The sequence below is a fragment of the Rhodopirellula europaea 6C genome, from assembly GCF_000338295.1.
Classification (GTDB): domain Bacteria; phylum Planctomycetota; class Planctomycetia; order Pirellulales; family Pirellulaceae; genus Rhodopirellula; species Rhodopirellula europaea.
The window spans coordinates 165,557-189,744 of the sequence record NZ_ANMO01000011.1; the positions used below are offsets into that span (position 1 = coordinate 165,557).

The following is a 24,188-nucleotide window of genomic DNA, read 5'->3' on the forward strand; positions in this document are numbered from 1 at the left end:
TGATGCAGTCCGCCACAGATTGATACCCCCAACAAGATCACGCTTTTACGAACGGGATACCATGAACCGCAATCTGACCAACGATTCGCAACCCAAACGCGCTCGCAAGCTCATCGCAGCCATCGTTGTGTTGGCCGGTGGAGCAACACTTGCTTCGCCCGAAACGTTGTGGGCCCAGCAATCACTGCCGTTCCGGCCCATCGGTTCACCCAGCGCGGTCGACCAAACCGAAACCGCCCGTCGCCAACGAGCGAACCAAAGCACCAACATCACGCCGACCTCCTACCGGTCCACTACTGGAGCAAACAACCAGTCCCGCGGTTATGATCCCAACGTGCGACAGGTTGCGATGCAATCAAACGGATTCTCATTGCCCGGCGATGTGGGCGGACCACAAACATTCACGCCACCTGCGGATTCCGCACCGGTGCCGACGCAGCCTTCGTTCGCTGCCCCGCCTTTGAACAACCCTCCACCTTCGGCGGTGTCACCGAATCCAGGTGTGACGCAACCCGGTGGGAATGCGGTAGCCCCTCAAAATGTCGTTCCAAGAAATGCTGTCCCGAGAAACGCTGCTCCCGGCAATTCGCTGCGAAACGACGACTTTTCGCAAGGCCGATCGTTACCGCAGCCCAGTCCCGTTCCGAACGACGTCTTAGGTGGCAATCCAACGTTTGCACCCAACACCATCGGTCCTCCACCATCGGATTACGCGCCCGTTCCGCCACCACAACTGAGCAACGGTGGCTTTGCAACAATGAGCAACTGCGCACTCATCACAGCACCAAGCGAGTACTCCGCGATGAGTCCCTATTCCGGTTACGGATACGGGCAAGGTTGTGCGGCGCCTGCCGGAGTCTCACCGGTCAACTACATCGCACCACCGGCGCAGATCGCCGCTCCCGCCGCGATTCCCGCCAGCACTTATCCCGGCGTTGCAACGGTTCCACCGGTTGCATCAACGACGCTACCCGCCGGTCCCGCTGGTGCGTTGATTGATTTCGGCCAAGGCACCAACGCCGTCCAAGTCGGACCAGGACTCTGGGGCCAACCGGTCGCATACGTTCCCGGTCAAGGATTCAGAAACTGGTTGCGTTACTTCTCGTTTTAGACGACCGCAAGACGGAACCAGTGCCATATCGACACGCCATTCGAATAAACGTTTCAACCGGAATCGACCGGACCAACCCAACCTACCGCCCGTCCTTTTCGCTTCGCGGGACGGGAAGCCTTTCAGGCGGCATCGCGATCGTTCGATGAATTCCTGTAGGGTCATTTCATTTGATGACGTGACCCGCCGGCAGCTTGCTCTTCCCAACCCTCCCCGGCAACGCCGCCCTCCCAATCCGTGTCTCTCCTACTTTTCAGGACCGATCTCATGCGCAACTCCTCCCTGCGCGTATGTTCGCTCGCCGGCGTGTCTTCGCTGGTTCTCCTCGCTGGCTTGTCCGCTGGTTGCCGCGGTCGCGGTGTGTTGCCTGCACCGGGAACAATGAACCAACAACAAGCCCGCGCGATCGTGCACGATCCCTATCCGCTGACTGATATCGGACCGAACGATCAAGGCAGTCGTCCGCCCAGCTATCAGCAACCGCTGCCCGGGCCAGTTCGCAATCGCCTAAGCGCCGACGCGATGCCTTGGTTGGGCCGATAAAGCCAGCTCGCCTCACCCCCAATCGGGTGTTCGGCGTCTCAACATGCAACCGGAAGTGACATCACATCGAACACACTCCGGAGAAGCCTCGCGAGTCATTTAGCGATTGAAACCAGGGTATCATCTCCAAAAACCCAACGTTTTACGCTTTCAATCGCATTTCGTGACGAATTGGCACCGTTTGGCCCCGGGCTTGCTTTCATTCTCCTTCGAAATGAGTTTCACGCGACTTTGTGAACCGATGCCAAGGCGGCATCACGCGGCGGAACAAGTTTTCTACGGAGAAAAAAACAATGTCTCGATTGACCAAATGGATCGCCGTCCCGGTTCTCGCCGTCGCCGCAACCTTCATGGGCGACGCCCCTGAGGCAAACGCGCAAGGCTTTTCGCTCAGCATCGGAACCGGCGGTTTCAGCTATGGCAACTATGGGCCAAGCCGATACAGCAGTCGCTACGGAAGCCGCTATGGCAGCTACTACAACAACGGGCACCGAGCCTTCGGACCGGTTGTGTACCCAAGCCGCTATTCGTCCGGCTACCGCGGTTACGCTCGACCACACTACGATTACCACGGGCCAACCTTGGTTCCTCACGGAAACCACTACCACTATCAACCAGGTCACTACGACCTGCACTACGGTCGACATGGTCGTGGTCACCGCGGTCACCATTGATTCGCGTTTGGCCTGAGGTGTCATTAACTGACGCACGAGCCAATTCATTCTGATGTGTGATTCTCGTTCTGGATCACCGAAACAACTTTCAAGCGTGTCGTCTCCTGTTGCGAGACGGCACGCTTGTCTATTTTCGGGCCTATGAATGGCATCCTTGCACTCCAGATTCTCGGCGGCGTCCTCCTTCTTTTGGTCGGAGGCGAGTGGGTTGTTCGCGGCGCCTCCCGTTTGGCGATCGCGGCGAAGCTCAGTCCGCTGTTCGTGGGACTGACCGTCGTATCGCTCGGTACCAGCGCCCCCGAAATGGCAGTTTCATTCGCAACCGCCCTCCGCGGTCAAGCGGACATCACGATCGGAAACGTCGTCGGCAGCAATCTGTTCAACATGTTGATGATCGTTGGATTCAGCGCTCTGTTCGCACCGCTGCCGGTCGATCGTCAGATCACACGCTTTGACGTTCCGGTCATGATTGCCGCGACCATCGCGATGCTGGTCGCATCCTTGAACGGAATCATCGGGCGTTTCGACGGAATCGTCTTGATCCTGATCATGATTGGCTACTTCGCGATTTCGTACCGACTGGGAAAAAAGTCGGGCAATCAGCCGATCAGCGACGACCTGCTGACGCCAGAAATTGTCGAAGAAGCCGCCGAAACCTTGGGGCGCCGCGTTGCCGTCATCGTTTGGCAACTGATCATGCTGACCGCCGGTGTTGCCGCCTTGGTCTTCGGATGCGACTTGTTCGTTGACGGTGCCGTTTCGATGGCACGCATTCTTGGCGTATCGGAATTGGTCATCGGCCTCACAATCGTGTCCGCGGGAACCTCGCTTCCTGAACTGGTCACCTCCGTCGCCGCAACCATCAAAGGCGAACGAGGAATCGCGATTGGCAACGCGGTGGGTAGCACGACGCTGAACATCGTCGCGGTCCTCGGGATCACCTCCGTCATCGCACCGAGCGGGCTGAACGTTGCCGACGAGATCCTACAACTGGACATGCCACTGATGGTGATCGCCGCGATTCTCAGTTGGGTTCTGTACCGGACCGGTCGAACGATCGAACGCTGGGAAGGCGTGTCGATGATTTTGATCTACTGCGGCTACATCGGGTACTTATTGAAAACCAACGGAGCATTCGGATGAATTCTCAGCCCCGAAGACTTCGCTACACCCGGCGAGATTTGCTGTCTTCGGTGCTCGGTGCCGGTGCCCTCGCCTGCGTCGGCTGCGATTCCCTGACATCCAAATGGTCGGGTGCCCTGCCTTTCTCTGGCTCGATGCTCTCGCCGAATCGCGAAATCGGCCATCGTTTGCGAGTTCCCGTTGCAGAACGATTCGCTTCGCAAACAGACGACATCAGCCGCCACGCCAGTTGCATCATCGTCGGCGGCGGTGTCGCCGGGCTGGCCGCCGGTTACGAACTTCTAAAATCGGGCGTCGATGACTTCCTCATCCTCGAACTGGAATCGTCTCCCGGCGGAACCTCAAAAAGCACTCAGTACACTTCCGACTCATTCGGATCATTGCGTGCGCCGTGGGGAGCCCACTACTTGCCGCTTCCCGGCACTCACAACAAACCACTGCGAGCCTTCTTGCGTGATTGCGGCGTTCTAAATGATGACGGTGAAGCCGCCGAGCAGATGCTTTGTCGCGATCCGGAAGAACGAGTGTGGGCAAACGGCCAATGGCAATACGGTTTGCTCCCGATGCGCGATGCGACCGACCAAGACGTCTCGCAAATCGAACGCTTCCAAAAAGAGATGTCCGAATTCGCACAGCAAACCGATGCGAGCGGCAAACGATGGTTCGTGCTTCCAACCTCGCAAGCGAGTGATGATCCCGAGTGTCTCGCACTCGATCAGCTTTCGATGACACAGTGGATGCAATCCCGCGAATTTGATTCGCCGCGATTGCTTTGGTTGGTCGACCACTCCTGCCGAGATGACTATGGACTGCGCGCCGACCAAACCAGTGCATGGGCGGGCATCTTCTACTTCGCTTCGCGGATGCTCGATCCGTCCAACTCGACCGAGTCCGCTCCCGTGCTGACCTGGCCCGAAGGCAACGGATTCTTGGTCGACCAATTGACTCAACGAGTCGGTGATCGCATCGAAAAAAACCAGGCGGTTCTGTCGATCAGCCAAACCGAAGCAGCCAACTACAAGCTGCATTCCTTCGACACACAAACGCAAAAGCAAACGAACTTCACCGCGGACTCGGTCATTCTCGCCGTCCCGCAATTCATTGCGTCTCAGCTGTTGCCCGCTTCTCTCGGCGAAATCAAACAAGAGCGAATCGAGACGGCTCGATCGTTTCAGTACGGCAGTTGGTTGGTCGCGAATATTGTGCTTAAGGATCGGCCAAAAGAAGCTCAGCCAGCGATGTGCTGGGACAACGTTCGCTATCAGTCCGCCTCCCTGGGTTATGTCAACGCGGGACATCAAACCGGACGCGACCACGGCGGAACGGTGCTGACCTGGTACCAAGCTCTCAACACCGACAACGTCGCGATCACCCGCACTGAGCTATTGAACCTGACATGGGAAGAAGCCGCCGAAGTCGTTTGCAGTGATCTCGAGGTCATGCACCCTGACATTCGAAATCAAATCGAGACGTTGGATGTCATGATGTGGGGACACGCCATGATCCAGCCCACCATCGGCAGTCGCTCCAATCCACTCCGAGCAAAGGCCAGCGACCCCATCGGCAACCTGCACTTCGCCGCATCAGATCTCAGCGGCGTCGCCCTCTTCGAAGAAGCCTTCGACCACGGCCGCCGAGCCGCCCAAGCGGTTGCACAAAGCAAAGTGGGACGAAAATCCACGTAGGCCAGGTTCCACCTGGCGATCGCCGCGTTCCAATTCACGTACCACTTCAAACCAGCCCAAACCGCAAACAACGCCCCAATTCGCAGTCGCCATGTGAAACATGGCCTACCGAACCGCCAACAATCGGAACACCGTCAAACTGCTCCGCATTGCTTCGCGAAAATTCAACTTGCTGGTCCCGTGAACTCGTTCGGTAAACGTGATCGGAACCTCGACGCACTTCGCTCCATCGCGATGGAGCCGCAGCAAGACTTCTTGGATGAACGCATAACCGTCACTCGGATTGCGAGGCGGATCCAATCCAGCCAGACATCGCACGCGATAGCAACGATACGAACCGCTGGCGTCATGAACCGGCAACCGCAACATCTTTCTCGTGAACGCGTTGATCAAACCGCTCATCACCTTGCGACGCCAAGGCCAACCGACGATGGCGCCGCCTTCGATGTAACGAGACCCGACGACCACGTCGGCGTTCTCATTCAGACACGTCGAAACCAGCCGCGGCAAGTCCGCTGGGTCATGACTGAGATCCGCGTCCATGTTGCAGAACAAATCGTACTTCCCGTCGATCGCGGTTTGCATCGCGGCACGAATGGCGCCACCCAACCCACGTTCGTCCTTGCGGACTTTCACCAGAACCGAATCACCGGCCCCAGATTCCTCCGCGTACCGTCGTGCGATTTCCGCGGTTCCATCGGGCGAATCGTCATCGACGACCAAACACACCGCGTTTGGCAAAGCCTCACGAATCTTCGTCAACATCGTTTTGACGTTGGCGGCTTCGTTGTAGGTGCAGATTCCAACTAAAATCCGTTGCCCTGACGCGAAGTCAGGGGCAACGGAATGGGGCACGGTTTCGTTGGCGGCTTGGGAAGTCGTTTCGATGGCTACGATTCAATCAGAAGTGCAACCGCTTCGAGGTAGCGGCGAATCACGTCGGGCGACACGTCATTGAAACCAGCGGACTTGTGTCGCAAGATCGACAATTTCAGTTGTTCCACGACGTCGCTGAGGTCATCTGGCAATTCTGGCAAACCAGCGAACGGTTGCAAAGGTGACGGCGGCGTTTCCGTCGCCAATCCCGCTTCCCCTTCTTCGCGGCCCGACTCACCGAGCTTGTTCAGTTCCTCTTCATCGCCAAAGTCCGGTCCCTCGTAGGTAGGACCTTGGACGCCATCGGTATCGCCGTCGTAATCCTTTGTCGTGTCGTCGCCCTGCGCGGGAGCGGTGCCCAAATTGGCATCGCTCATTTCAGGCTGGTCCTCATCCAAATCAACCTCCATGACTTGGCTGGCCGACGGACGCTGCGATTCGACTTCGCCGTTGGCTTTCCAACGCTTGTCTCGCATGTTCGAAACCGACCACTTCTCTTCGACGGCTCCTTGCAACCAAAGTGCCGCGTCATCCCAATCCAACGCGGCCAAGAAGTGCGACCAATATAAACCTTCGTACTTCGGCTGGTCTTCCGCGAATCGGTCAAAGACGCGACGCAAACGCCCCACGTGGGGTGCCGTGACACCTCCGACGCGAGAGGCCCAAGCCTCATCGGAATATTCGGTCGACGGAGCACCGGCTTCGATCAACGCGGCTCGCCACTGACTGATGATGCGGCCTTTTTCCCAGTTCGTCGTGCTGACCAACCCGTTCCATTGACCGACGAACGGTTGCTGCAACGCCAACAACTCGGGCGACAGCTCCGTGTCGACGGATTCTTCGGCAGCGTCCGTTGCCGCGACGGCTGAAACCGCGAATTGGTTGACTTCGTCCGAAAGCTCTTCGACGTCGTCAGCCAAATCCGAAACGTCTTCGTTCAGCATTTCGGCCGTCAACGTCTCAGGAGCGGCCTCGGTTGCGGCGGAAGTTTCGCCGACGGGCTCGTCATCCGGCACGTCTTCGTAAACATCCGAATTGGCGGTGGGGTTCGACTCCACTGAATCGGGCGTGCCCAAATCATCGGCGTCGAATCGTGGCGAGTCGCTGGTCAAAGAAGGGTTTTCGTCAGAATTCATGTGCAGGGATTCGCGAGGAGCGGGACGTGATTTCAGTCCGCATACGCTAACCCGCCGACCATGCTTCCGGGAAGAATCCCGACGTCCTTTTCTGGTTTCTCAACGCCATCACGAGTCAGACGCATCGCGTGGGGAAACCGTGCGGTGTGGGAAAGATGTCGGGCTTGAACGAACAAACGGCCCGGTGAGCTCAAATGCTCATCGGACCGTTGCTTTTGTTCAGTGCGATTGCCAACCGGAGTGTTGCATCCGGAACGTCGATCCCAGCAGGCTAGGACCTACAAGTTCGGTGTCGTGTAAGGCTCGACGTCACCAACCATGTGGAAGTGGTTGTGGTCAATGTAGACGACTTCAATCGCTTCGCGGTCACGCAGCGTGTGCGGAACGGGGTAGCCGATGATGGTCGACTCGTCGAAGTAGATCGTGCACTTGTAGTGTGCGTGGTGCAGCTGGGCTGGACCGATCAAAGGGTAGAAACGCGGTGGATCGATGTAATCCGCGATCTTCTCTTTGATGATTCGCACATCGTTGCGTTGCTTTTCCCAGATCAACGGGATGCCGCCTTGGACAGGACGAGCCTGCTCGAGTGCTTGCATCACTTCGTCATCGCTGGGTGGATCCAACGCGATTGGAGGTCCGCCTGACGTGGTGGGGCCGAGAATCGGCACCCGGTCATAGCGTTCCTTGTTGTGGAACTTCTCTTCTTGTTTGTGCTGGTAGTACGGGCTCACAGGAATTGGAAATCCGAGGATTCCCAAGTTGTAGTTGCTGCCGCCCAGGCCGTAGCAACCTGTGCTAGAGATCACCACAGTGGTGAGCAGGCACAACGTCCCGAAACGAGTGAGTGTTGAGGTCATCTTGCTGGTCATCCGAGCAACCTTCCTTGGTTTCCGACTTGGCAAATCCGCACTTGAACCGATCCGCAGAGGATCATTCATTTGCGTAGTACCTGTATCGTGTCAAACTGTTCCGATCTTGCGGGTCATTCCGGAAATTCGTTCGGAAAGTTTTGACCGGAACGTTTCACGCGTGGAACTCAATCCGTCAACCAGCACGCAAACTCAACCTTTTGCCGCGTTTCCTGCTGATACTCCGCAAACGCATCCACCACGGAGTCGCTCGGAAACACTGCGGCGTGAACAGGAAAGAATCTCAAGAGCGGACAAGCTGACTCTGACCAATACTGTTTGAACCGACTCGGCACCAAACACCAGCGAGCCTTCGCTCACTCGCCGTCCGTCAGAACCGCCATGAAAGCCTTTTGGCTGATCTCGACGTTGCCGACCGCCTTCATCCGCTTCTTGCCTTCCTTTTGCTTCTGCAGCAACTTCCGTTTTCGCGTGATGTCACCGCCGTAACACTTCGCGGTCACGTTCTTTCGCATCGCCGGCACGGTTTCACGAGCGATCACGCGGCTGCCGATCGCCGCTTGCACAGCAACCTCGAACATGTGCCGCTCGATCTCTGACTTCAACTTCTTCGCCACCGCACGCCCGCGACGATCCGCATCGGCTCGGTGACAAACCACCGACAACGCGTCGACTCGGTTGCCGTTGACGAGAATATCCAGTCGGCACAGGTCCGCTTCTTCGTAACCGACCATCTCGTAATCCAGCGTCCCGTAACCGCGCGTGCAGCTCTTGATCCGGTCGTGCAAATCGTAGATGACTTCCGCCAGCGGAATGTCATATGTCAGCATCGCTCGCGAAGCACCCAGCACTTCGTGCCCCTTTTGGATGCCACGTCGTTCCTGGCACAGTTTCATGACCGGGCCGATGTATTCCTCCGGCACGATGACGTTGCATCGCACGATCGGCTGACAGAACTTTTCGATGTCCCCGGGATCGGGAACATCCTGAGGCTTGTGAATATTCTTTGTTTCGCCTCGTTTATCGGTGATCTCGTAGGTCACGTTGGGAGCGGTTTGGACCAGATCGATGTCCGATTCCTGCTCCAATCGTTGCTGGACGATTTCCATGTGCAGCAATCCGAGGAAACCACAGCGGAAACCAAACCCGAGCGCGTCACTCGTTTCGGGTTCGAACTCAAAACTCGGATCGTTGACCGCCAATCGCTCGAGTGCGTCCCGCAATTCGCTGAAGTCCTGCCCATCGCTGGGGAACAAACCGCAATAAACCATCCGTTTCGGGCGGTCATAACCGGGCAACGCCGGCGCGGGATCATTGCCCGCGATACTGATCGTGTCCCCGATGTGAACGTCGCCGAGGCTCTTGATGTTGCAGATCAAATAGCCCACCTGGCCCGCGACCAACTCGTCGCAAGGAACGCGACTGGGAGCAAACTGGCCCAATTCCACGACATCGTGTGTGGATCCAGCTCGCAGGAATTTGATCTTTTGACCCTTTCGAACCGTTCCCTGCATGACTCGGATGTAAGTGATCGCACCACGAAAATCATCGTAGTTGGAATCAAAAACCATCGCCTGCAGAACCGCATCGGGATCGCCGGTCGGTGCGGGGACCGAATCCACGATCGCATCCAACAGTGTCGCAACGCCTTCGCCGGTCTTCGCACTGACGCGTTTGCATTCGTCAGGATCGGTGCCCAACGAATTCATCATTTCCTCGGCCACCTCATCCGGGCGGGCGTGAGTCAAGTCGATTTTGTTGATCACCGGAACAATCGTCAGGTCGTGCTCCATCGCCGCGAAAGCGTTGGCGACCGTTTGTGCTTCCACACCTTGAAACGCATCGACCAGCAACAATGCACCTTCGCAACAAGCCAGCGAACGTGAAACTTCGTATTGGAAGTCGACGTGGCCGGGCGTGTCGATCAGGTTCAGCTCGTACTCGACGCCGTCGCGTTTGTACCGCATGGCCACGGCGCGAGCCTTGATGGTGATTCCGCGTTGTTGTTCCAACGCCAAGTCATCCAGCATTTGCGTCTTCTTCCCGCGGTTATCAACCGTTCCGGTGCTCTCCAACAAACGATCGGCCAACGTGCTTTTGCCGTGGTCGATGTGAGCGATGATGCAGAAGTTGCGAATGTGTTCTTGCGAACGAGAGGATTTCGATGCCATCCGGTTTCAGTTTCAGTGATGATGATTGTTCAAACGGCGAACCCGTTTCAGGAATCTTGCTTGCGAGCATACCCGGCGGCGCCCAAATAACCGGCTTCATGTCCGAGTGTCGCAAACGAAATGGTCGTTCCCTCGAAGACATTCGGGAAGGTCCGTTGTCGAAATTCTTCGGTCACACCCGCTAAAAAACGACGCCCAATCTCACACTCCGACCCGCCGAAATTCATCGCTCCACCCAGAGCGACGTGTCCGGGGTCCAGCGTGTGAACCAAATTGGTGACGCCAATTCCCAACCAATGAGCCGTTTCGTCGATGATCAAATTCGCGAAATCGTCGCCCTCCGTCGCCGCTTCCCAAATTCGTTTGGCGGTCAACTGGGAACTGTTCTCGCCGAGAAACGGCCGCAGCAAGGATTTTGGGTACTCGGCCAACCGGTGCCGCGTTCGCATGACCACCCCGCTGGCCGAGGCGTAAGCTTCCAATTGGCCGCGACCGCCGCCCCATGCACAAAGCTGGGCGTCCGGCGAAGGGTCAACGATGATGTGCCCGCACTCGCTGCCAAAACTGTTCACACCGTTGACCAATTGGTCTTCCACAATGATACCGCCACCGACGCCGGTCCCCAGCGTCAATAGAATCATGGACGATCCCTGAGCGCCACTTCCCAGCCAAAACTCGCCGTATGCGGCCGCATTCGCATCGTTCAAGAACGAAATCGGACGTCCGGTTGCCTCGGTCAACTTTTGACACAACGGGAACTCCCACCACGAAGGCAACTGGGGCGGAGCCACCAACATTCCGCGAGGCAGATCCATCGGCCCGGGTGCTCCCATACCAATTCGTGGCACATTGCCGATTGTTTTCGTCCGCGTTTCGACTTCACGAATCATCGTGGCCAGCCGATCAACCGCCGCTTGGGGGCCTTCGGCTTCCAACGTGGGGACCTGTTCAAACGCGACGGTCTCGCCGTCTGAGTTCACCAGTCCGCACTTGATGCTGGTGCCGCCAATGTCGATGCCCCAGTAATGACGTGAATCGGTTGTCATGCAAACGCTTGAGTGAAGTTGGGAATGAGTCTTAGCGGGCTGTTGATCTAATGAGCCGTACCGCGTTAGCGGCGGTTGATCAGACGCCAACCGGGGCTAACGCCCATCGGCTAATTGTTGTCATGCGGTATACGATTAAATCAACAGGCTGTTAGTAGTTGGCGAGAAGTATAGCGGATTGCCCAATTTTGGCATCGCCGTACCGCCCCAATCCCAGCGGGAATCGCTCCCCAGCCAAAACCGAAAGCCATGTCGATAGACTTCGCTAGGCTTCTTCGCTTTCGACAGCCAGTGCGTTGGCCCGCGCCCATTTCTGAGTGTCGGTGCCCAATTGCTCGAACGTTCCGACCACGTCGCCAAAAGGTGCGTCGATTCGCTGCACCCGAGATGCTTCGACCATCACCACCTTTCCGTTCCAAGGATCCGGCGACCCTGGCAAATACAGCGTCACACCAAGTGGATCGTTGGCGATGTCCGATCCGCGATAACGTTCCACCTCGAACGCCAACTGCGAAAACCCTTCCAACTGCACCACCACCGGACGCAACCGGTTCTTCGCAACGTCGCCGCCAATGTTGCCGCTGAGTTGTTCCTTGAAAATCGCGTAACGCGGAAACAGCATCAACAAATACTTCTCGATGAAACGAGTGAATTGCCTCGCGATCGATCGACGAGCCATGATGCCCGACACGAAACACGCCAACACCAGCAACAGCGTCGCGATGCCAAAGACCAACAGGTATCCCGTTGTGTCATGAAACGGTGTGTAGTCTCGCAAGAACGGCAACAACGCGATTGCCACGGCGTAGATGACCTGAACCAACTGGCCGAGCAGCACGCACACCACCAGCAAAGGCAGCAAGAAGAAAATTCCGCCGATCGCGGTTGTGCGAAGAAACGAAAAGTGTTTTTGAACGTGCTGTTTCATGGCGTCAGTGTTTCACGGAACAAATCGAAAAATCGCATGGTATCACGCCGGTGGTGAACTCAATACGCGGAACACACCACGCTGCTCGACCTACTTACCACGTAGCGCGACCTCCAACTCTGGGCCGATTGCGTCGTTTGCAAAGGCGCGGCCGGTTGGGAAAACCTCAGATTTCGCGGAACTCATCGCGGCTCGCATGGAACTTCAACCCGACTGGGGTTCCCATCGCTCACCGGCATTTCGTAGCGTCTGGATCGTCCAGGATTCACATCAATCGACGCGGACCGCTTGACCGAATGATTTCGATCTTGCCCCGATTGTCCGATCGCGAATCCGGCCTCCAGACCGTCGATCTGAACCAGTCGCGATACAGGACGCCATCGTGAACCGAATCGAATCGCCTCGCGAAACACAACCTCGCGAAAACCATACGTTCACCAAATCCAGCACGACCAACGATGCGGTCACGCTGTATCGTCCCGTGACGCTGCTCTACATGGCAGCCATGACGATGATGCTGGTGCCGATGATTACGTTGGTGGACGTGAACATCGCCTCGTATTTCCGCACCGAACCGTTGCCTGCGGAATTGGATTCTGCACTCGAGCTTTCGTTGGTGCTATCGCACGGCTACGGCGTCTTTGTGATCTTGCTGGCGATTTTGCTAATGGCACCGAAACGCCGTTGGCATTTGCCACGACTGGCCACACTCGCCATGGGTGGCGGTGCCATCGCAACGATCGCAAAGATGTTTGTTCTCCGACCTCGCCCCAGCAACCTCAACCTGAATCACGCGGGCCACGATTCGGCTTGGCTATGGGCATTTGATTGGGACCTCAGCGAAGTCGCATCCTTCGATGCGGCCATGCGAGCCTTTCCGAGTGGTCATGTTGTGACCGCAACAGCCATGCTGATTGGTTTGTGGGTGGTCGTTCCCCGCGGCCGGGTTCTTTTCGCGATGATTTGGATGGGTGTGCTGATCAATCGGGTCAACACCAGCTCCCATTTCGCCAGTGATGTGTGCGGCGGTGTGGCGTTTGGACTGTTTTGGTCCTACGTCTGCTTTCATCCACGTTTGCTGGGCACTTTGTTTGACAAGATGGGCCCCGAGCTTGGACGACGAACGCGCGTGGATACCAGCCATTCAACAAAGATCGTCACGGAGCATGACGCCGATTCATCCACGCGATTGCCTTCGTTCCCAATGCATACGTCTCCAATGCACGCATCGCAAATGAGTGCGACCGAACAATACGAAGCGATGCAGTCCACGATGGCACCTCAACACGCATCGCAATCACGTTCGATCCATTCGAACAATGGAAATCAAAGTGAGGAACAGACGTCTCATCGACAAAATGTCGGCCAGCAAGATTACGGCGACGCGGGCGAACGAGCAGCCTAGTTTCGCGACGTGTGATGGGCTCATGGAAAGCGGATCACGAAATCGTGATCGGCCACGCCGTTAAGAAAGTTCGTTTTCGCGTTGGACACGGTGCATCATCGCGAAAACCGCGATTGACTCCGTTTAGCGAATCGAAAGTGGTGATGTCTGTCGAAGCAGTCGGCTCGAAAAACCTCCGAGCCAGTCCTAGCTGACGACACACCCAATGTCAGGATCCCGGCTCAGCGAGATCCAAGTTGAGTCAGAACAAACGTCCTGATTCGTTGCGGCCTAGAGTGAGCCGTCTTGTTCCAACATTTCTTTGTATTGGTCACGTTCGCGACGGGTCGCTTCCAAATCAAAGATCAGATACTTCATGTCCAAACGCAGTTGCGACAGGGCTTCTTGGACCAAGTTCAGGATGCGACGACGACGCGTGCTGCATTCCACGACTCGAGCCAAAGCGGGTGCGACGGCGTCCCGATAGCGAGCGGGAAGGGCATCAATGGCGGCAGCCATTTCTTGCAATTCAACAGGAGTTTCGTCGTTGATTTTGGCGGTGTTGTTTGCAGCGATCTTGGTCATAAAAGTGACTTTCCTTCGAGGGCGTCAGGGTGTGGGACCAAACCAGCCAGTGGTTGCTTGTTTGGTGATAGCCATCCATTGCACTTGCGGTGCCGGCCGCCTGCCGGAACGACGTTGTGATCCCGAAGTCATTACGGGAAAAGCACTTACGGTTTTTGTTGATGTGTGTTGCGTTTTCGCAACGTGGCGTTCTGGCAACACACTTTCGATCTGGCTTTCCTGCCCAAGACTTGGTATCCCAAGCACTTAGGTGCGTTTCGGGGGATCAACCCGTAGTTGGGGAGGTTTCGCAACGTGATGCTGCGTTTTCGCCTCCCGGTCACTTGCAAGGGATTGTTCCCTTGGCTCCGAAGGTGGTCAACGTTCAATCCGGCTCGCCGACACGTTTGCAGAACTTCCCGCGATGGCTGAAACGGCTAGGAAAAGTATTCCGATGCGGCCCCGATCGAATCGGGTGTGGCCACCGCGTGCGCACACATCTCAAACGAAGATTGCGATGAAAAAACGCTGCCTCGGAACGGCCACTTGGGCGAACATCACCTCCATCTTTGTCGCGATTGCATGTTCGCTTTGGATGATGAACGTCGCGTCGGCGCAGTTGATCGATTCGCTCGATGCCTATCCGCCGCGATGGTCACTTCACGAAAGTGATTGCGATGCAAAGGTTGCTGAGCAAGGTCATGAGAACGATCCATCGGCCGAAGGTGGTGTCTGCGAAGCCATTACATTGGTGATGGGGCATGGCACGAAAGCCATCCTTGTCTACCCGATCGAACCAGTTCGCCCCATTGATGAACTGTCCGCCATGGTGTCGGTCAAAGGACTCAACACGGGAATTCAAATCGGCTTTCGAGTTCGGTTCCCCTATCTGATTGATCCTGAAACGCGTCGTCCTGCGTCGGTCAACATCTTTGGATCTCAATACCGACGAGTCGGCGAGTTTCAACGTCTTGGCGTGAGCGACATCACCGCACCGTTGCGGTTGAAGATCATCGCACTGCGAAACGAATATGGCATTCAAGCCGACGTGTCGTCTCCCTATGTCGATGCGGTTGTTGTTAACGCTTACGCCAAACCCGGCAACGCAACCTTGCGATTGGACGATCTTCGCGTCAACGCGATGGTCCCGGTCACCGAACTGGACAGCTCACCTCATTCAACGCCCAATGCCAATCGCAAGCCGCTGCAGTCGTCCTCGCGGATGAGCGTTGACCTGTCGCTGTTACAAGGTGAACGTCGAGCGGGCCTTTCCGAATCCGCCTCCAATCCGCGGTCGTTGGTTTCTCCAGCTGACCAACCCGCGTTTCCCATTGGACGCGTCACCCGAATCATTCAGTACAACAACGAGCCTCTCAGCTGGATACGTTCGTTGGGATTCGATGCGATCTGGTTGGCCGAACCTCCCACAGCGGCCATCCTGTCCGACGCGATCGCTCACCGCATGCGTATCTACGCGCCGTGTCCGACCATTCCCGATCCTAAACTCGAACCGTTGCTCGAACCAGTCGCCGGATGGATTGCGGCGCCAGGTTTGGCAATGGACAGCCACCACCGGGAAGAGATCTCTCAAAAGATTGCTCGCCTGCGTGCCTTGCCTCGACGTTGGCAACGGCCGATCGTTGGTTCGCCCGTCGAAGACTTCCGACACTATGGCGCGATGCTGGATGCCGCCGTGCTGACCGCTCCGCCTCGCATTCGTGCCTTGTCGAGCGAAGCGATTCGCAGCGAACGATCACAGCAACGATTGCGATTGGGCGGCAAGCAGATCGCCATCAGCGTGCTCGGAATGCCCAATGCCGCCGCGATCGCTCAGTCCAACGCGATCTCAAATCGCATTGGCACTCCACCCACGGAAACATTTGCCTGGCAACCAATGTGGCGAGAAGTCGCCGATGCGATGGCGGATGCTCCCTCGGCCATCCTCGTGCGTTCGGCTCGGTCGCTGGCCTCTGGCGAAACACTTGACCAGAACCGCGGCATGGCGATCAGCTTCATCAATCGCTTCGTCGCATCGCTCGAACAATGGATCTCGACCGGGACGCCCGACGTCACGTCAGTTCCTGTGGGTCCGTACTACACCGCCCATCGACTCAGCAGCGGCTCCACCACGTTTTTGATTTGCACGTCCGCAATGGTTCGCGGGACTCGCATCATGGGCGGCGATGGCAAGACGCTTCGCATTGACTTGCCCGCCTTTGAACAAGGCAAGCTGATGTGGCGATTGACTCATTTCGCCGCCGAACGAATCGAACCGGAAACGACCACCCAAGGAACCTCGATTGAGATCGTTTCTCCAGACGTGGTCGAAGTCATCGCGATCAGCGACCAGCTCACCGACGGCGGTCAACTGGCCTCGTCGCTCTCCAAGTTCGCACAACAAGCATCACTGGATCGTTGGCAGTTGGCTCGCGATTCCATCGAGCAATCCAACACCGCTTGGTCGCGAGCCGTCGCCGCCCGCGCCGTTTCGCGTGACGCACCAAATGACCTGCTCGAGGTTGCTCGCAGCACGATCAACAATTCCGAACGCATGGTCCGCAGCAACGACGCCCAATCCGCGTTGCGTTTGGCAGCTCGAGCGGATGCTTGGTGCATGAAAGCCAACTGGATGCTTTGCGACGCGTTCCGAGAAGATCCCTATGGCATCGTCAGCAGCCCACCGATGGACGCGGGCAACTACGAAACCCAAATCGCATGGGCTCCCTTGTTGAATTCAGGCTTGGCAACAACTTCGGTGTTGAAGCTGCCACCGATTGGTGATGTGCACGGACGATCTCGCTGGGGAGTCAACCTGCTTAGCGGTGGTGGCATGGACCGTCCCGACAGTCTGCAAACCGAGGGATGGACCTTTGGTCGTCGCCACTCCGAGTGGGCGGAGACCGCTGCTCAGTGCGTCGATCGCGGAGTCTTTCATGGTACGGGAGCGTTGGCGGTTCGTGTCATCCCCAAACGAGACGACTCATTGCCTGGCGGCTACGAAGGAACTGCGTTGTTGGTACGCAGCCCACCGATTTTTGTCGAACCCAATCGAGCGGTCCGGATCGATGCCGTCGTTCGCACGCTAGGATTCGGCGGTCCCCACCAAGGCTTGTTGATGTACGACTCGCTGGGCACGCAAGAACTCGGAGTGCTCATTCAAGACCGCCCCGACTGGACACCGGTCACGCTCTACCGTCAAACCGTAAGCGACGAACCCATTCACGTTATGTTCGAAGTCCTGGGCGGTGGCGAAGCGATCATCGACGAAATTCAAGTCCGAGCGTGGGAAACCGACGCCAATCCGCTCCCCGCCATGCGTCCCATCTCGCATCAATCCAATTAGATGCAAGCGGCAACCGCCGCTGAAACGATTGGACGTGTGACAACATCGTCGAGTGTGGAATGATGTCGCAACGCCTTCCGTCGAGTCATTCACGCCAATCGGCGATGGATTGCTTCAGTTCATCCACTCGATCGGGATACTGATCAGCCAGATTATTCTGCTCGCTAGGGTCCGACTGAATGTCGTACAAATGGACTGGCGTTTGGTCCCACGAATGCACCCGCTTGTAGTTGGTTGTGTCCACGCCATTGAAACGCTCAATGAGCTTCCACCTGCGAGTCACGGTCCAAAGGTATTGTTGGGTGTCGTCTGGATCACCCACCGTCATGTTGTGAATCGAGTGCGTTACACCAAAGACTTGATGCCGAGCCTGTCGAACATCGGCATCCATCAAGTTGATTCCGGGAAGGTCATCGGGTGGTTCCAGCCCAGCGGCGTCAGCAATCGTTGGATACAGGTCGATCGAATGGGCGAGATCATCGCAGACTCCTGGTTCGATTTGGCCGGGCCAAGACACCAGGAAGGGTGTGCGGATTCCGTTTTCATAGGGCGAACCCTTTGATCGCAAAGCAAAGCCAGACCATTGCGATTGCTGCGGATCGCTCGCGTTCGTGCTGGTGGCGGCCCATCCGTTGTCACACAGAAACAACACCAATGTATTTTCCGTCACGCCAGCCTCGTCGAGATGCCTCAGCAAGGTCCCGCAGGTTTCATCAAACCATTCGCACATGGCGTAGTATTTTGCAACGTCGGAAGCCCGGTCGGGTTGCATGTATTTTTGTAGCAGCCGCGGCGGAGGATTATGCGGTGTGTGGGGAAGAAAAGGTGCGTACCAAACGAAGAATGGCGTTTCCGCCTCCACGGCATCGTCGATAAAATCTTCAATCGGTTCCATGCCACGACGACCGATCGCTAGTCCGGCATCGCCGTGCCGGCCACCTCGGGCTGGATTGCCATGCGTCATCCCATGCGTGAAGCCGCCATCTTTGTAAGAACCTTCCCACCACTTGCCGGATTGATGCGCCACATAGCCCGCCGCGGTCAGTGACCGAACGAAGCTGGGAACCGCATGGAATTGCTTCCGCATGGGAACATCCAACTCGGCACGGTTGTTTCGTCCATCGACATCATTGCCGGTGACGCCATGCTCGAACGGAAATCGTCCGGTGACAATGGACGCGAGCGATGGTCGGCACAGCGGCGACGCAACGTAACCGCGAGGGAACACCAAACCACTGGCCGCCAACTTGTCTAAGTTCGGCGTTTCGATATCCGGATGCTTCATGAAGCCGTAGTCGCTCCACGCTTGATCATCGCCCAAAATCAAAACAATATTGGGGCGATCGTCCGCATGAGTCCCGTCATGGACGATCAAACCGCCGATCAATACCACAACGCATGCGGCGATCATTCTTGTATAAGCACGATTCACTTGTTGTCTCGCTGGAGTGATTCTTTGATCTAAAAACGGCCATCGCTCAGCAACTGAATCACCCCTGCCTGAGAGGCCAAACTCATTCGCGGGGCGATGTCGGAACATGCTCGATGCCTTGAGGGATGGTCGCGATTCACTTCTGCTCCTTCAGCTTCTGATACATGTTGAATCGCTCGGGGAACAACACGCCCGTCTTCGTCGCCCAAGCCTCCCAGGCTGCAACCATCCGATCACGCCGATCCGATTCCGCGGCCGAGAGGTCATTCAGCTCCGTCCGATCTTCGGCGATGTTGTACAACTCCCAAGGCTTCCTGTATTCGCGAACCAGCTTCCAGTCCCCATCACGCATCGCCGCGTTGCCCTCGTGCTCGAAGAACATCGGTGAATCATGAATGGGTCGTCTGGCTGCTTCCGAGTCGCCCTTCAATACGTTCGCAAACGAGCTGCCCACGCACGGAGGAACATCGCCGGGTATCTCCGCACCGGCCAGTTCAACACAGGTCGCCATGATGTCCGGCAAGTACGCCGGTTGTCTCACAAACGAGTTGCGACGAGCCGCAGGGATTCCACCTGGCCAATGAGCAATCAACGGCGTGTTCGCACCACCTTCGTGCAAGAAGTGTTTGTACAAACGAAACGGAGTGTTGCTCGCATTTGCCCAAGCCAACCCCTGACGCACACCGTTGGTCGTTTCGAAAGGAGGATTCCGGACCATGTTCTCGTCGCCGAATCCCAGTCGCCCGCCCTCCTGACAAGCACCATTGTCAGACAAAAACAGAATCAACGTGTTCTCGTATTGGTCAATTGATTTCAAATGAGCGACCAGCCTTCCAATGTTCTGATCGATGTTGTCCACGCATCCGGCGTACGCTGCCATGATCGCATCCAAATCATCACGCTTCTTTGGCTTCAATGATTCCCAAGCCGGACCGACGTGGGGCGCCGGTTGCAATGATTCACCGAACAGCCCGATCTCACGTTGCTTGGCCTGCCGGGCTTTCATCACCGCTTCCCAGCCAGCCGTGTAGCGTCCTCGGTACTTCTCGAAGTCCTTGACCTTCGCGTTCAACGGCCAGTGAGGTGCGTTGTAGGCGAGGTAAAGAAAGAATGGTTTGTCGTCGGCTTGGGTAGCGTCGCTGATGTACTCACAAGCGATGTCAGTGAATGCATCCGTCGCATAAAAGCCGTCCTCGGTCGCGACCGCTTTGTTTCCATCGGTCATCCCACGATCACCACCCGGCTTGAAATAGTTGAACGCGCCGCTGATTCCACCATAGAAGCGATCGAAACCTCGTTGCATCGGCCAATCATCTTGGCTTGCATGACCCAAGTGCCACTTACCTGTCATGAATGTGTGATAATCCTTCGACTTCAACACTTGCGGAATCGTAACGCAGGTCTCATTCAAGTGCCCCTGATACGCCGGCGGGGCGATTAGAGTCTTGCCGGGAGGCGCGGTCATGTGACCAATCCCGACCTGGTGCGGGTGCAACCCCGTCATCAAACTCGCGCGAGTCGGACAGCACCGACCGGAGTTGTAAAACTGCGTGAACCGCAAACCATTCTCTGCCAATGAATCAATGTGCGGCGTTTCAATTTCGCTGCCGTAACACCCCAGATCAGAGAACCCCATGTCGTCGACCAACACCACGACAATGTTCGGTGGCGAAGTTTCCGCGGCACTCGATTGCGAAACCGCGATCAGAACGAAAAGACAAGCAAAGAGGGAGAGACAAGCTCCCATCACAACACGTTTCATGCTGACTCAATCAATAGGTAGGTAGGAGATGGTGGGGCGGTAGCGTTGTCTGACGAGCACGCGAATCGAATCATTCGGCGAGAATTTTTCGAAATATTCAAAATCGATTTGGTTTCGAGCCGCGTCCAAAAGCGTCAGGCCAAACGAAACCAAACGGCTCTGTCCAGGTCGCATCGCAAAACATTTTGCATCGAACGACTGAACCAAGCCGTCAGGGTCAATCCGGGGCGACCGGCCATTGTAAACTAACGGCGACTCAGAATCTTTGTCACCAGCCCGCTGTTCTTCCATTCTCTGTCCCGACACCATGAACCAAAACTTCGCGCGACTCGCCTTCGCTTTCCTGCTAGCTTTCCCAACCGCCGCGACTGGCCACTCGGATGACTTCCCAGCCGACCATGTGCAGCGGGTCGTGACGAAAGGCATTCAAGCCGGCAAATGCCCTGGAGCAGTGGTCGCGATCGGCTTCGACGGACAAACCATCTATCAAGATGCGTTCGGCAACCGCCAAGTCGAACCGACCAAAGTCCCCATGATAGAAGACACCATCTTCGATCTGGCTTCGTTGACAAAACCGATTGCGACCGCAACCAGCGTGATGATCCTGGCCGACCAAGGCAAACTCTCGATTGAAGATCCGGTCAGCCAATACCTTCCCGACTTCGCCAGCCACGACAAAGAATCCGTCACGATCCGGCACCTGCTACTGCACACCTCCGGACTGATTCCCGACAACGGAATGTCTGACTACAAAGGCACGCATGCAGAGTCGATCGAAAATTTGATGAACCAAAAACTTCGCAGTCCACCCGGCACGCGATTCCGGTACTCCGATGTTGGCTTCATGGTCCTTGGCGAACTGGTCGAGCAAGTCTCCGGCAAACCGCTGAATGAGTTTGCAAAGCAGAACATCTTTGAACCGTTGAAGATGACCGACACCGGCTTTCGATCAATCGGGCAAAACGACGAACGCTGCGCAACCACCCAACAACGTGAAGGTCACTGGATGCGAGGCGAAGTCCACGACCCTCGGTGCTACGCTTTGGGCGGCGTCGCTGGTCACGCCGGACTGTTCAGCACCGCCGAAGATCTTTCCAAACTCGCCAATGTTCTGCTGAACTCGGGAAAGAACGAAGACGTGAGCCTGTTTTCGCAATCAACCTTTGATGCGATGATCACCGGCGTCGAAGTCCCCAGCGCGTCGAGAGATCAGATTCAGTTGCGAAGCCTTGGGTGGGACAAGCAATCGGGCTACTCGTCCAATCGAGGCAAATCGATGAGCGAGTCGGCCTTTGGACATGGCGGCTTCACCGGCACCGCGATTTGGATCGATCCTGAACTCAAACTGTACGTTATCTTCCTCAGCAATCGCGTTCATCCGAATGGCAAAGGCTCCGTCAACTCGCTTGCCGGTGAAATCGGAACCATCGCCGCGGACTGGGCCACACAAGAACTCCGCACATCAAAAACTCCTTGATCGCGGAAGCACCCATCGTTGGAATGCAAACGTCAGAATGTCCCCGGCGATCCCCACCACTCGCCCCCTTTCCACCCCGCCGATTCAAAAGCGAAGCATGAGCCAGTCGCCATCCAAGCAAAACGAATCAACATTGCATTTCGCGACCGACGCATGCGCCCTCGGACACTTCTTAATCGCACGCGTTTGCGAAGCCAACTCAGCGAAGGGAATCTGCTTCCTCTCCCTTGGTGACGATCCGTCGAGTCAGTTATCCGAGTTGGCAGCTGCAATCCCACACCATGAACTTGTCGAAGCACCTGACTCTTTCCAAACGGAACTAGCCGCCGTCCGGCAATTCATTGGGCAACCGACACAGTCGCTGGTCCTTCCTCTGGACCTTCGCGGCACCTCGTTTCAAAAACGCGTGTGGGAAGCCCTGGTTCAAACAATTCCGGGTGAAACGATCACCTATCGCGAATTGGCCGAAAGGATTGGATCTCCGGGTTCCAGCCGCGCGGTTGGAGCCGCCTGCGGCCAGAACCAAATTGCGTTGGCCGTCCCCTGTCACCGAGCGGTTCGATCCGATGGCAAAGACTCCGGTTTTCGATGGGGTTTGGAACGCAAACGCGAACTCCTCGATCGAGAACGTGTGCTCAACAGACCAAGCCTTCGTACTGGCAAGAATCAACTCCAATTGGCTGGTTTTGATGCACCGTCCCCCAATCCGAAGTCCCCAACACACTCCTGCTCGACACCACTGAGACAACCGCAGACATGAGTGAAACGACCACCGGCAGCGGCTTCAGCCTCAAGGATCAACTCTTCAATCGAGAACGCATCAGCTACCTGAGCGGACTATTCCAAGAAGCCGACGCAAGCTTCGATGGCAAAGCCTTCACTCGACAATGCGTGCGAGGCCTTCAAGACCTCGAACTGAAACAACGCATCGTCCACATTGCGAGTGTGCTCGAAAAACATCTGTCGGATGACTTTTCTACCGCGGCCAAACAAATTCGTGAGGCACTGCCGCCACCCCTGGATCCCACACGCACCGACGATGACTTTGGCGATTTCATCTTTGCTCCTCTTGGCGAATTTGTCGTCCGCAATGGGCTCGACCGCAAACAACTTCGACACTCGCTTCGGACGCTCAAACAAATCACCATGCGTTTCTCGATGGAGGACGCCATCCGCGCCTTCATTGACGCCCATCCCGACGCGACTCTGGCCGAACTCACGCATTGGTCCACCGATTCCAACTACCACGTACGGCGTTTGGTCAGCGAGGGAACACGCCCCAAACTGCCGTGGTCACGCCGCCTCACGATCGATGTCACAGCACCGATCCCGTTTCTCGAAACACTGCACGCCGACCCGACTCGCTATGTCACTCGTTCCGTCGCCAATCACCTGAACGACATTTCGAAGTCACACCCTGAACTCGTCCTGAAACTCCTTCGCGAATGGAAGATAGTCAAACGTCAAACAACAAAGGAATTGGATTGGATCAGCCGCCATGCTTTGCGAACGCTGATCAAACAAGGTCATGCTCCCGCGCTGAAGTTTCTTGGTTATCGAGACAACCCCAAGATTGAAGTCTCGGATTTTGAACTCAAGACCAGTGAACTGAAGCCGGGCGACTCACTGGAGCTTTCCTTCTTGGTCCAAGCGGAGCGATCCGAAGAACTGATGATTGACTACGTCATCGACTTCGTCAAAGCCAATGGAACCACCGCCCCCAAAGTTCACAAGCTCAAGCGTCTTTCTCTCACCAAGGGAGAAACCGTTGCACTAAAAAAACGCCATCGACTGCACGCCAACGCCACCACGTACAAACTCTATCCCGGCCGACACGCGGTCACGTTGCAGATCAACGGGCAACCATTCGGAACGCTTCCATTTGAATTGCTTGCCAGTAGCCAAGCATGACGCCAGAAACAAACGACGCAACGAGCGGCTGATTCCCCATACCGACCGTGCCCAGACGTCAGACGGATGAAACCTCACGACTTGCAAAGCCACGAAAAGCCCCCAATCAGCATCCCATGTAGCCGACCGAGGC

General features: G+C 56.5%; 19 protein-coding genes. 10 read left to right on the forward strand and 9 right to left on the reverse strand.

Translation table 11 applies throughout. The features are described from left to right. Positions 1-61 precede the first annotated feature (61 nt). The 5 genes from RE6C_RS01110 to RE6C_RS01130 all read left to right on the forward strand — a co-directional run bounded on the left by RE6C_RS01110 (position 62) and on the right by RE6C_RS01130 (position 5,156). Positions 62-1,111, forward strand: a complete 1,050-nt coding sequence (locus RE6C_RS01110) for a hypothetical protein (RefSeq protein WP_008653037.1) — start codon at positions 62-64, stop codon at positions 1,109-1,111. A gap of 267 nt (positions 1,112-1,378) precedes the next feature. After that, a complete protein-coding gene (locus RE6C_RS01115; RefSeq protein ID WP_231846166.1) occupies positions 1,379-1,654 on the forward strand; it encodes a membrane or secreted protein in 276 nt (91 codons plus the stop codon). A gap of 293 nt (positions 1,655-1,947) precedes the next feature. Further along, entirely contained in the window at positions 1,948-2,328 is a 381-nt protein-coding gene (locus RE6C_RS01120; RefSeq protein ID WP_039960863.1) for a hypothetical protein, read from the forward strand. Positions 2,329-2,469: 141 nt separating this feature from the next. Then, a complete protein-coding gene (locus RE6C_RS01125) occupies positions 2,470-3,471 on the forward strand; it encodes a calcium/sodium antiporter (RefSeq protein ID WP_008653048.1) in 1,002 nt (333 codons plus the stop codon). Then, positions 3,468-5,156 (forward strand): FAD-dependent oxidoreductase, encoded by a 1,689-nt coding sequence (locus tag RE6C_RS01130; RefSeq protein ID WP_008653050.1) that lies wholly within the window; start codon positions 3,468-3,470, stop codon positions 5,154-5,156. Before RE6C_RS01125 ends, RE6C_RS01130 begins: the two co-directional genes overlap by 4 nt. Before the next feature lie 105 nt (positions 5,157-5,261). On the opposite strand, the gene RE6C_RS01135 is transcribed toward RE6C_RS01130, so the two are convergent. From RE6C_RS01135 to RE6C_RS01160, 6 genes are all read right to left on the reverse strand, one after another. Then, positions 5,262-6,011, reverse strand: coding sequence for a polyprenol monophosphomannose synthase (locus RE6C_RS01135; protein WP_008653052.1), 750 nt, complete (start codon positions 6,009-6,011; stop codon positions 5,262-5,264). 35 nt (positions 6,012-6,046) lie between these two features. Further along, positions 6,047-7,168, reverse strand: a complete 1,122-nt coding sequence (locus RE6C_RS01140) for a hypothetical protein (RefSeq protein ID WP_008653054.1) — start codon at positions 7,166-7,168, stop codon at positions 6,047-6,049. A 278-nt stretch (positions 7,169-7,446) separates the two neighbouring features. Further along, positions 7,447-8,037, reverse strand: a complete 591-nt coding sequence (locus tag RE6C_RS01145; protein WP_007329453.1) for a hypothetical protein — start codon at positions 8,035-8,037, stop codon at positions 7,447-7,449. A 356-nt stretch (positions 8,038-8,393) separates the two neighbouring features. Then, positions 8,394-10,208 (reverse strand): translation elongation factor 4, encoded by a 1,815-nt coding sequence (gene lepA, locus RE6C_RS01150; RefSeq protein WP_008653068.1) that lies wholly within the window; start codon positions 10,206-10,208, stop codon positions 8,394-8,396. 47 nt (positions 10,209-10,255) lie between these two features. Continuing rightward, the gene (locus RE6C_RS01155; protein WP_008653071.1) at positions 10,256-11,254 is read right to left on the reverse strand and encodes an ROK family protein; all 999 of its coding nucleotides are present in this window, start codon (positions 11,252-11,254) and stop codon (positions 10,256-10,258) included. 265 nt (positions 11,255-11,519) lie between these two features. Next, complete coding sequence (locus RE6C_RS01160; RefSeq protein WP_008653073.1) at positions 11,520-12,182, reverse strand: DUF502 domain-containing protein; 663 nt, start codon at positions 12,180-12,182, stop codon at positions 11,520-11,522. Positions 12,183-12,564: 382 nt separating this feature from the next. Here RE6C_RS01160 and RE6C_RS01170 point away from each other — a divergent pair, with 382 nt between their 5' ends. Next, positions 12,565-13,587 (forward strand): phosphatase PAP2 family protein, encoded by a 1,023-nt coding sequence (locus RE6C_RS01170; protein ID WP_008653075.1) that lies wholly within the window; start codon positions 12,565-12,567, stop codon positions 13,585-13,587. 270 nt (positions 13,588-13,857) lie between these two features. Here RE6C_RS01170 and RE6C_RS01180 read toward each other — a convergent pair whose 3' ends face one another. Then, entirely contained in the window at positions 13,858-14,151 is a 294-nt protein-coding gene (locus tag RE6C_RS01180; protein WP_008653083.1) for a transcription regulator, read from the reverse strand. 496 nt (positions 14,152-14,647) lie between these two features. On the opposite strand from RE6C_RS01180, the gene RE6C_RS01185 reads away from it, so the two are divergent. After that, positions 14,648-17,473, forward strand: coding sequence for a hypothetical protein (locus RE6C_RS01185; protein WP_008653085.1), 2,826 nt, complete (start codon positions 14,648-14,650; stop codon positions 17,471-17,473). An 85-nt stretch (positions 17,474-17,558) separates the two neighbouring features. Here RE6C_RS01185 and RE6C_RS01190 read toward each other — a convergent pair whose 3' ends face one another. Both RE6C_RS01190 and RE6C_RS01195 read right to left on the reverse strand, forming a co-directional pair. Beyond that, positions 17,559-18,905: a sulfatase family protein gene (locus RE6C_RS01190; protein WP_236617851.1), complete on the reverse strand. Its 1,347-nt coding sequence runs from the start codon at positions 18,903-18,905 to the stop codon at positions 17,559-17,561. A 136-nt stretch (positions 18,906-19,041) separates the two neighbouring features. Next, positions 19,042-20,667 (reverse strand): arylsulfatase, encoded by a 1,626-nt coding sequence (locus tag RE6C_RS01195; protein WP_008653088.1) that lies wholly within the window; start codon positions 20,665-20,667, stop codon positions 19,042-19,044. Between the two features lie 307 nt (positions 20,668-20,974). Here RE6C_RS01195 and RE6C_RS01205 point away from each other — a divergent pair, with 307 nt between their 5' ends. The 3 genes from RE6C_RS01205 (at position 20,975) to RE6C_RS01215 (ending at position 24,055) form a co-directional block, all read left to right on the forward strand. After that, positions 20,975-22,144: a serine hydrolase domain-containing protein gene (locus RE6C_RS01205; protein WP_008653091.1), complete on the forward strand. Its 1,170-nt coding sequence runs from the start codon at positions 20,975-20,977 to the stop codon at positions 22,142-22,144. A gap of 97 nt (positions 22,145-22,241) precedes the next feature. After that, positions 22,242-22,904 carry a methylated-DNA--[protein]-cysteine S-methyltransferase gene (locus tag RE6C_RS01210; protein ID WP_008653093.1) on the forward strand — a complete coding sequence of 221 codons (663 nt, stop codon included), beginning with the start codon at positions 22,242-22,244 and terminating at the stop codon, positions 22,902-22,904. Beyond that, positions 22,901-24,055 carry a YhaZ family DNA alkylation repair protein gene (locus RE6C_RS01215; RefSeq protein ID WP_008653095.1) on the forward strand — a complete coding sequence of 385 codons (1,155 nt, stop codon included), beginning with the start codon at positions 22,901-22,903 and terminating at the stop codon, positions 24,053-24,055. The genes RE6C_RS01210 and RE6C_RS01215 overlap by 4 nt, the downstream gene beginning before the upstream one ends. The last annotated feature ends 133 nt before the right edge of the window (positions 24,056-24,188 follow it).

What these genes read in the sequence shown, in the direction of transcription:
- RE6C_RS01115 (WP_231846166.1), top strand. Translation starts at nt 1,379, where the DNA reads ATGCGCAACTCCTCCCTGCGCGTATGTTCGCTCGCCGGCGTGTCTTCG.
- RE6C_RS01195 (WP_008653088.1), bottom strand. Translation starts at nt 20,667, where the DNA reads ATGAAACGTGTTGTGATGGGAGCTTGTCTCTCCCTCTTTGCTTGTCTT.
- RE6C_RS01160 (WP_008653073.1), bottom strand. Translation starts at nt 12,182, where the DNA reads ATGAAACAGCACGTTCAAAAACACTTTTCGTTTCTTCGCACAACCGCG.
- RE6C_RS01130 (WP_008653050.1), top strand. Translation starts at nt 3,468, where the DNA reads ATGAATTCTCAGCCCCGAAGACTTCGCTACACCCGGCGAGATTTGCTG.
- RE6C_RS01180 (WP_008653083.1), bottom strand. Translation starts at nt 14,151, where the DNA reads ATGACCAAGATCGCTGCAAACAACACCGCCAAAATCAACGACGAAACT.
- RE6C_RS01185 (WP_008653085.1), top strand. Translation starts at nt 14,648, where the DNA reads ATGAAAAAACGCTGCCTCGGAACGGCCACTTGGGCGAACATCACCTCC.
- RE6C_RS01145 (WP_007329453.1), bottom strand. Translation starts at nt 8,037, where the DNA reads ATGACCAGCAAGATGACCTCAACACTCACTCGTTTCGGGACGTTGTGC.
- RE6C_RS01125 (WP_008653048.1), top strand. Translation starts at nt 2,470, where the DNA reads ATGAATGGCATCCTTGCACTCCAGATTCTCGGCGGCGTCCTCCTTCTT.
- RE6C_RS01140 (WP_008653054.1), bottom strand. Translation starts at nt 7,168, where the DNA reads ATGAATTCTGACGAAAACCCTTCTTTGACCAGCGACTCGCCACGATTC.
- lepA (WP_008653068.1), bottom strand. Translation starts at nt 10,208, where the DNA reads ATGGCATCGAAATCCTCTCGTTCGCAAGAACACATTCGCAACTTCTGC.
- RE6C_RS01210 (WP_008653093.1), top strand. Translation starts at nt 22,242, where the DNA reads ATGAGCCAGTCGCCATCCAAGCAAAACGAATCAACATTGCATTTCGCG.
- RE6C_RS01205 (WP_008653091.1), top strand. Translation starts at nt 20,975, where the DNA reads ATGAACCAAAACTTCGCGCGACTCGCCTTCGCTTTCCTGCTAGCTTTC.
- RE6C_RS01120 (WP_039960863.1), top strand. Translation starts at nt 1,948, where the DNA reads ATGTCTCGATTGACCAAATGGATCGCCGTCCCGGTTCTCGCCGTCGCC.
- RE6C_RS01110 (WP_008653037.1), top strand. Translation starts at nt 62, where the DNA reads ATGAACCGCAATCTGACCAACGATTCGCAACCCAAACGCGCTCGCAAG.
- RE6C_RS01155 (WP_008653071.1), bottom strand. Translation starts at nt 11,254, where the DNA reads ATGACAACCGATTCACGTCATTACTGGGGCATCGACATTGGCGGCACC.
- RE6C_RS01215 (WP_008653095.1), top strand. Translation starts at nt 22,901, where the DNA reads ATGAGTGAAACGACCACCGGCAGCGGCTTCAGCCTCAAGGATCAACTC.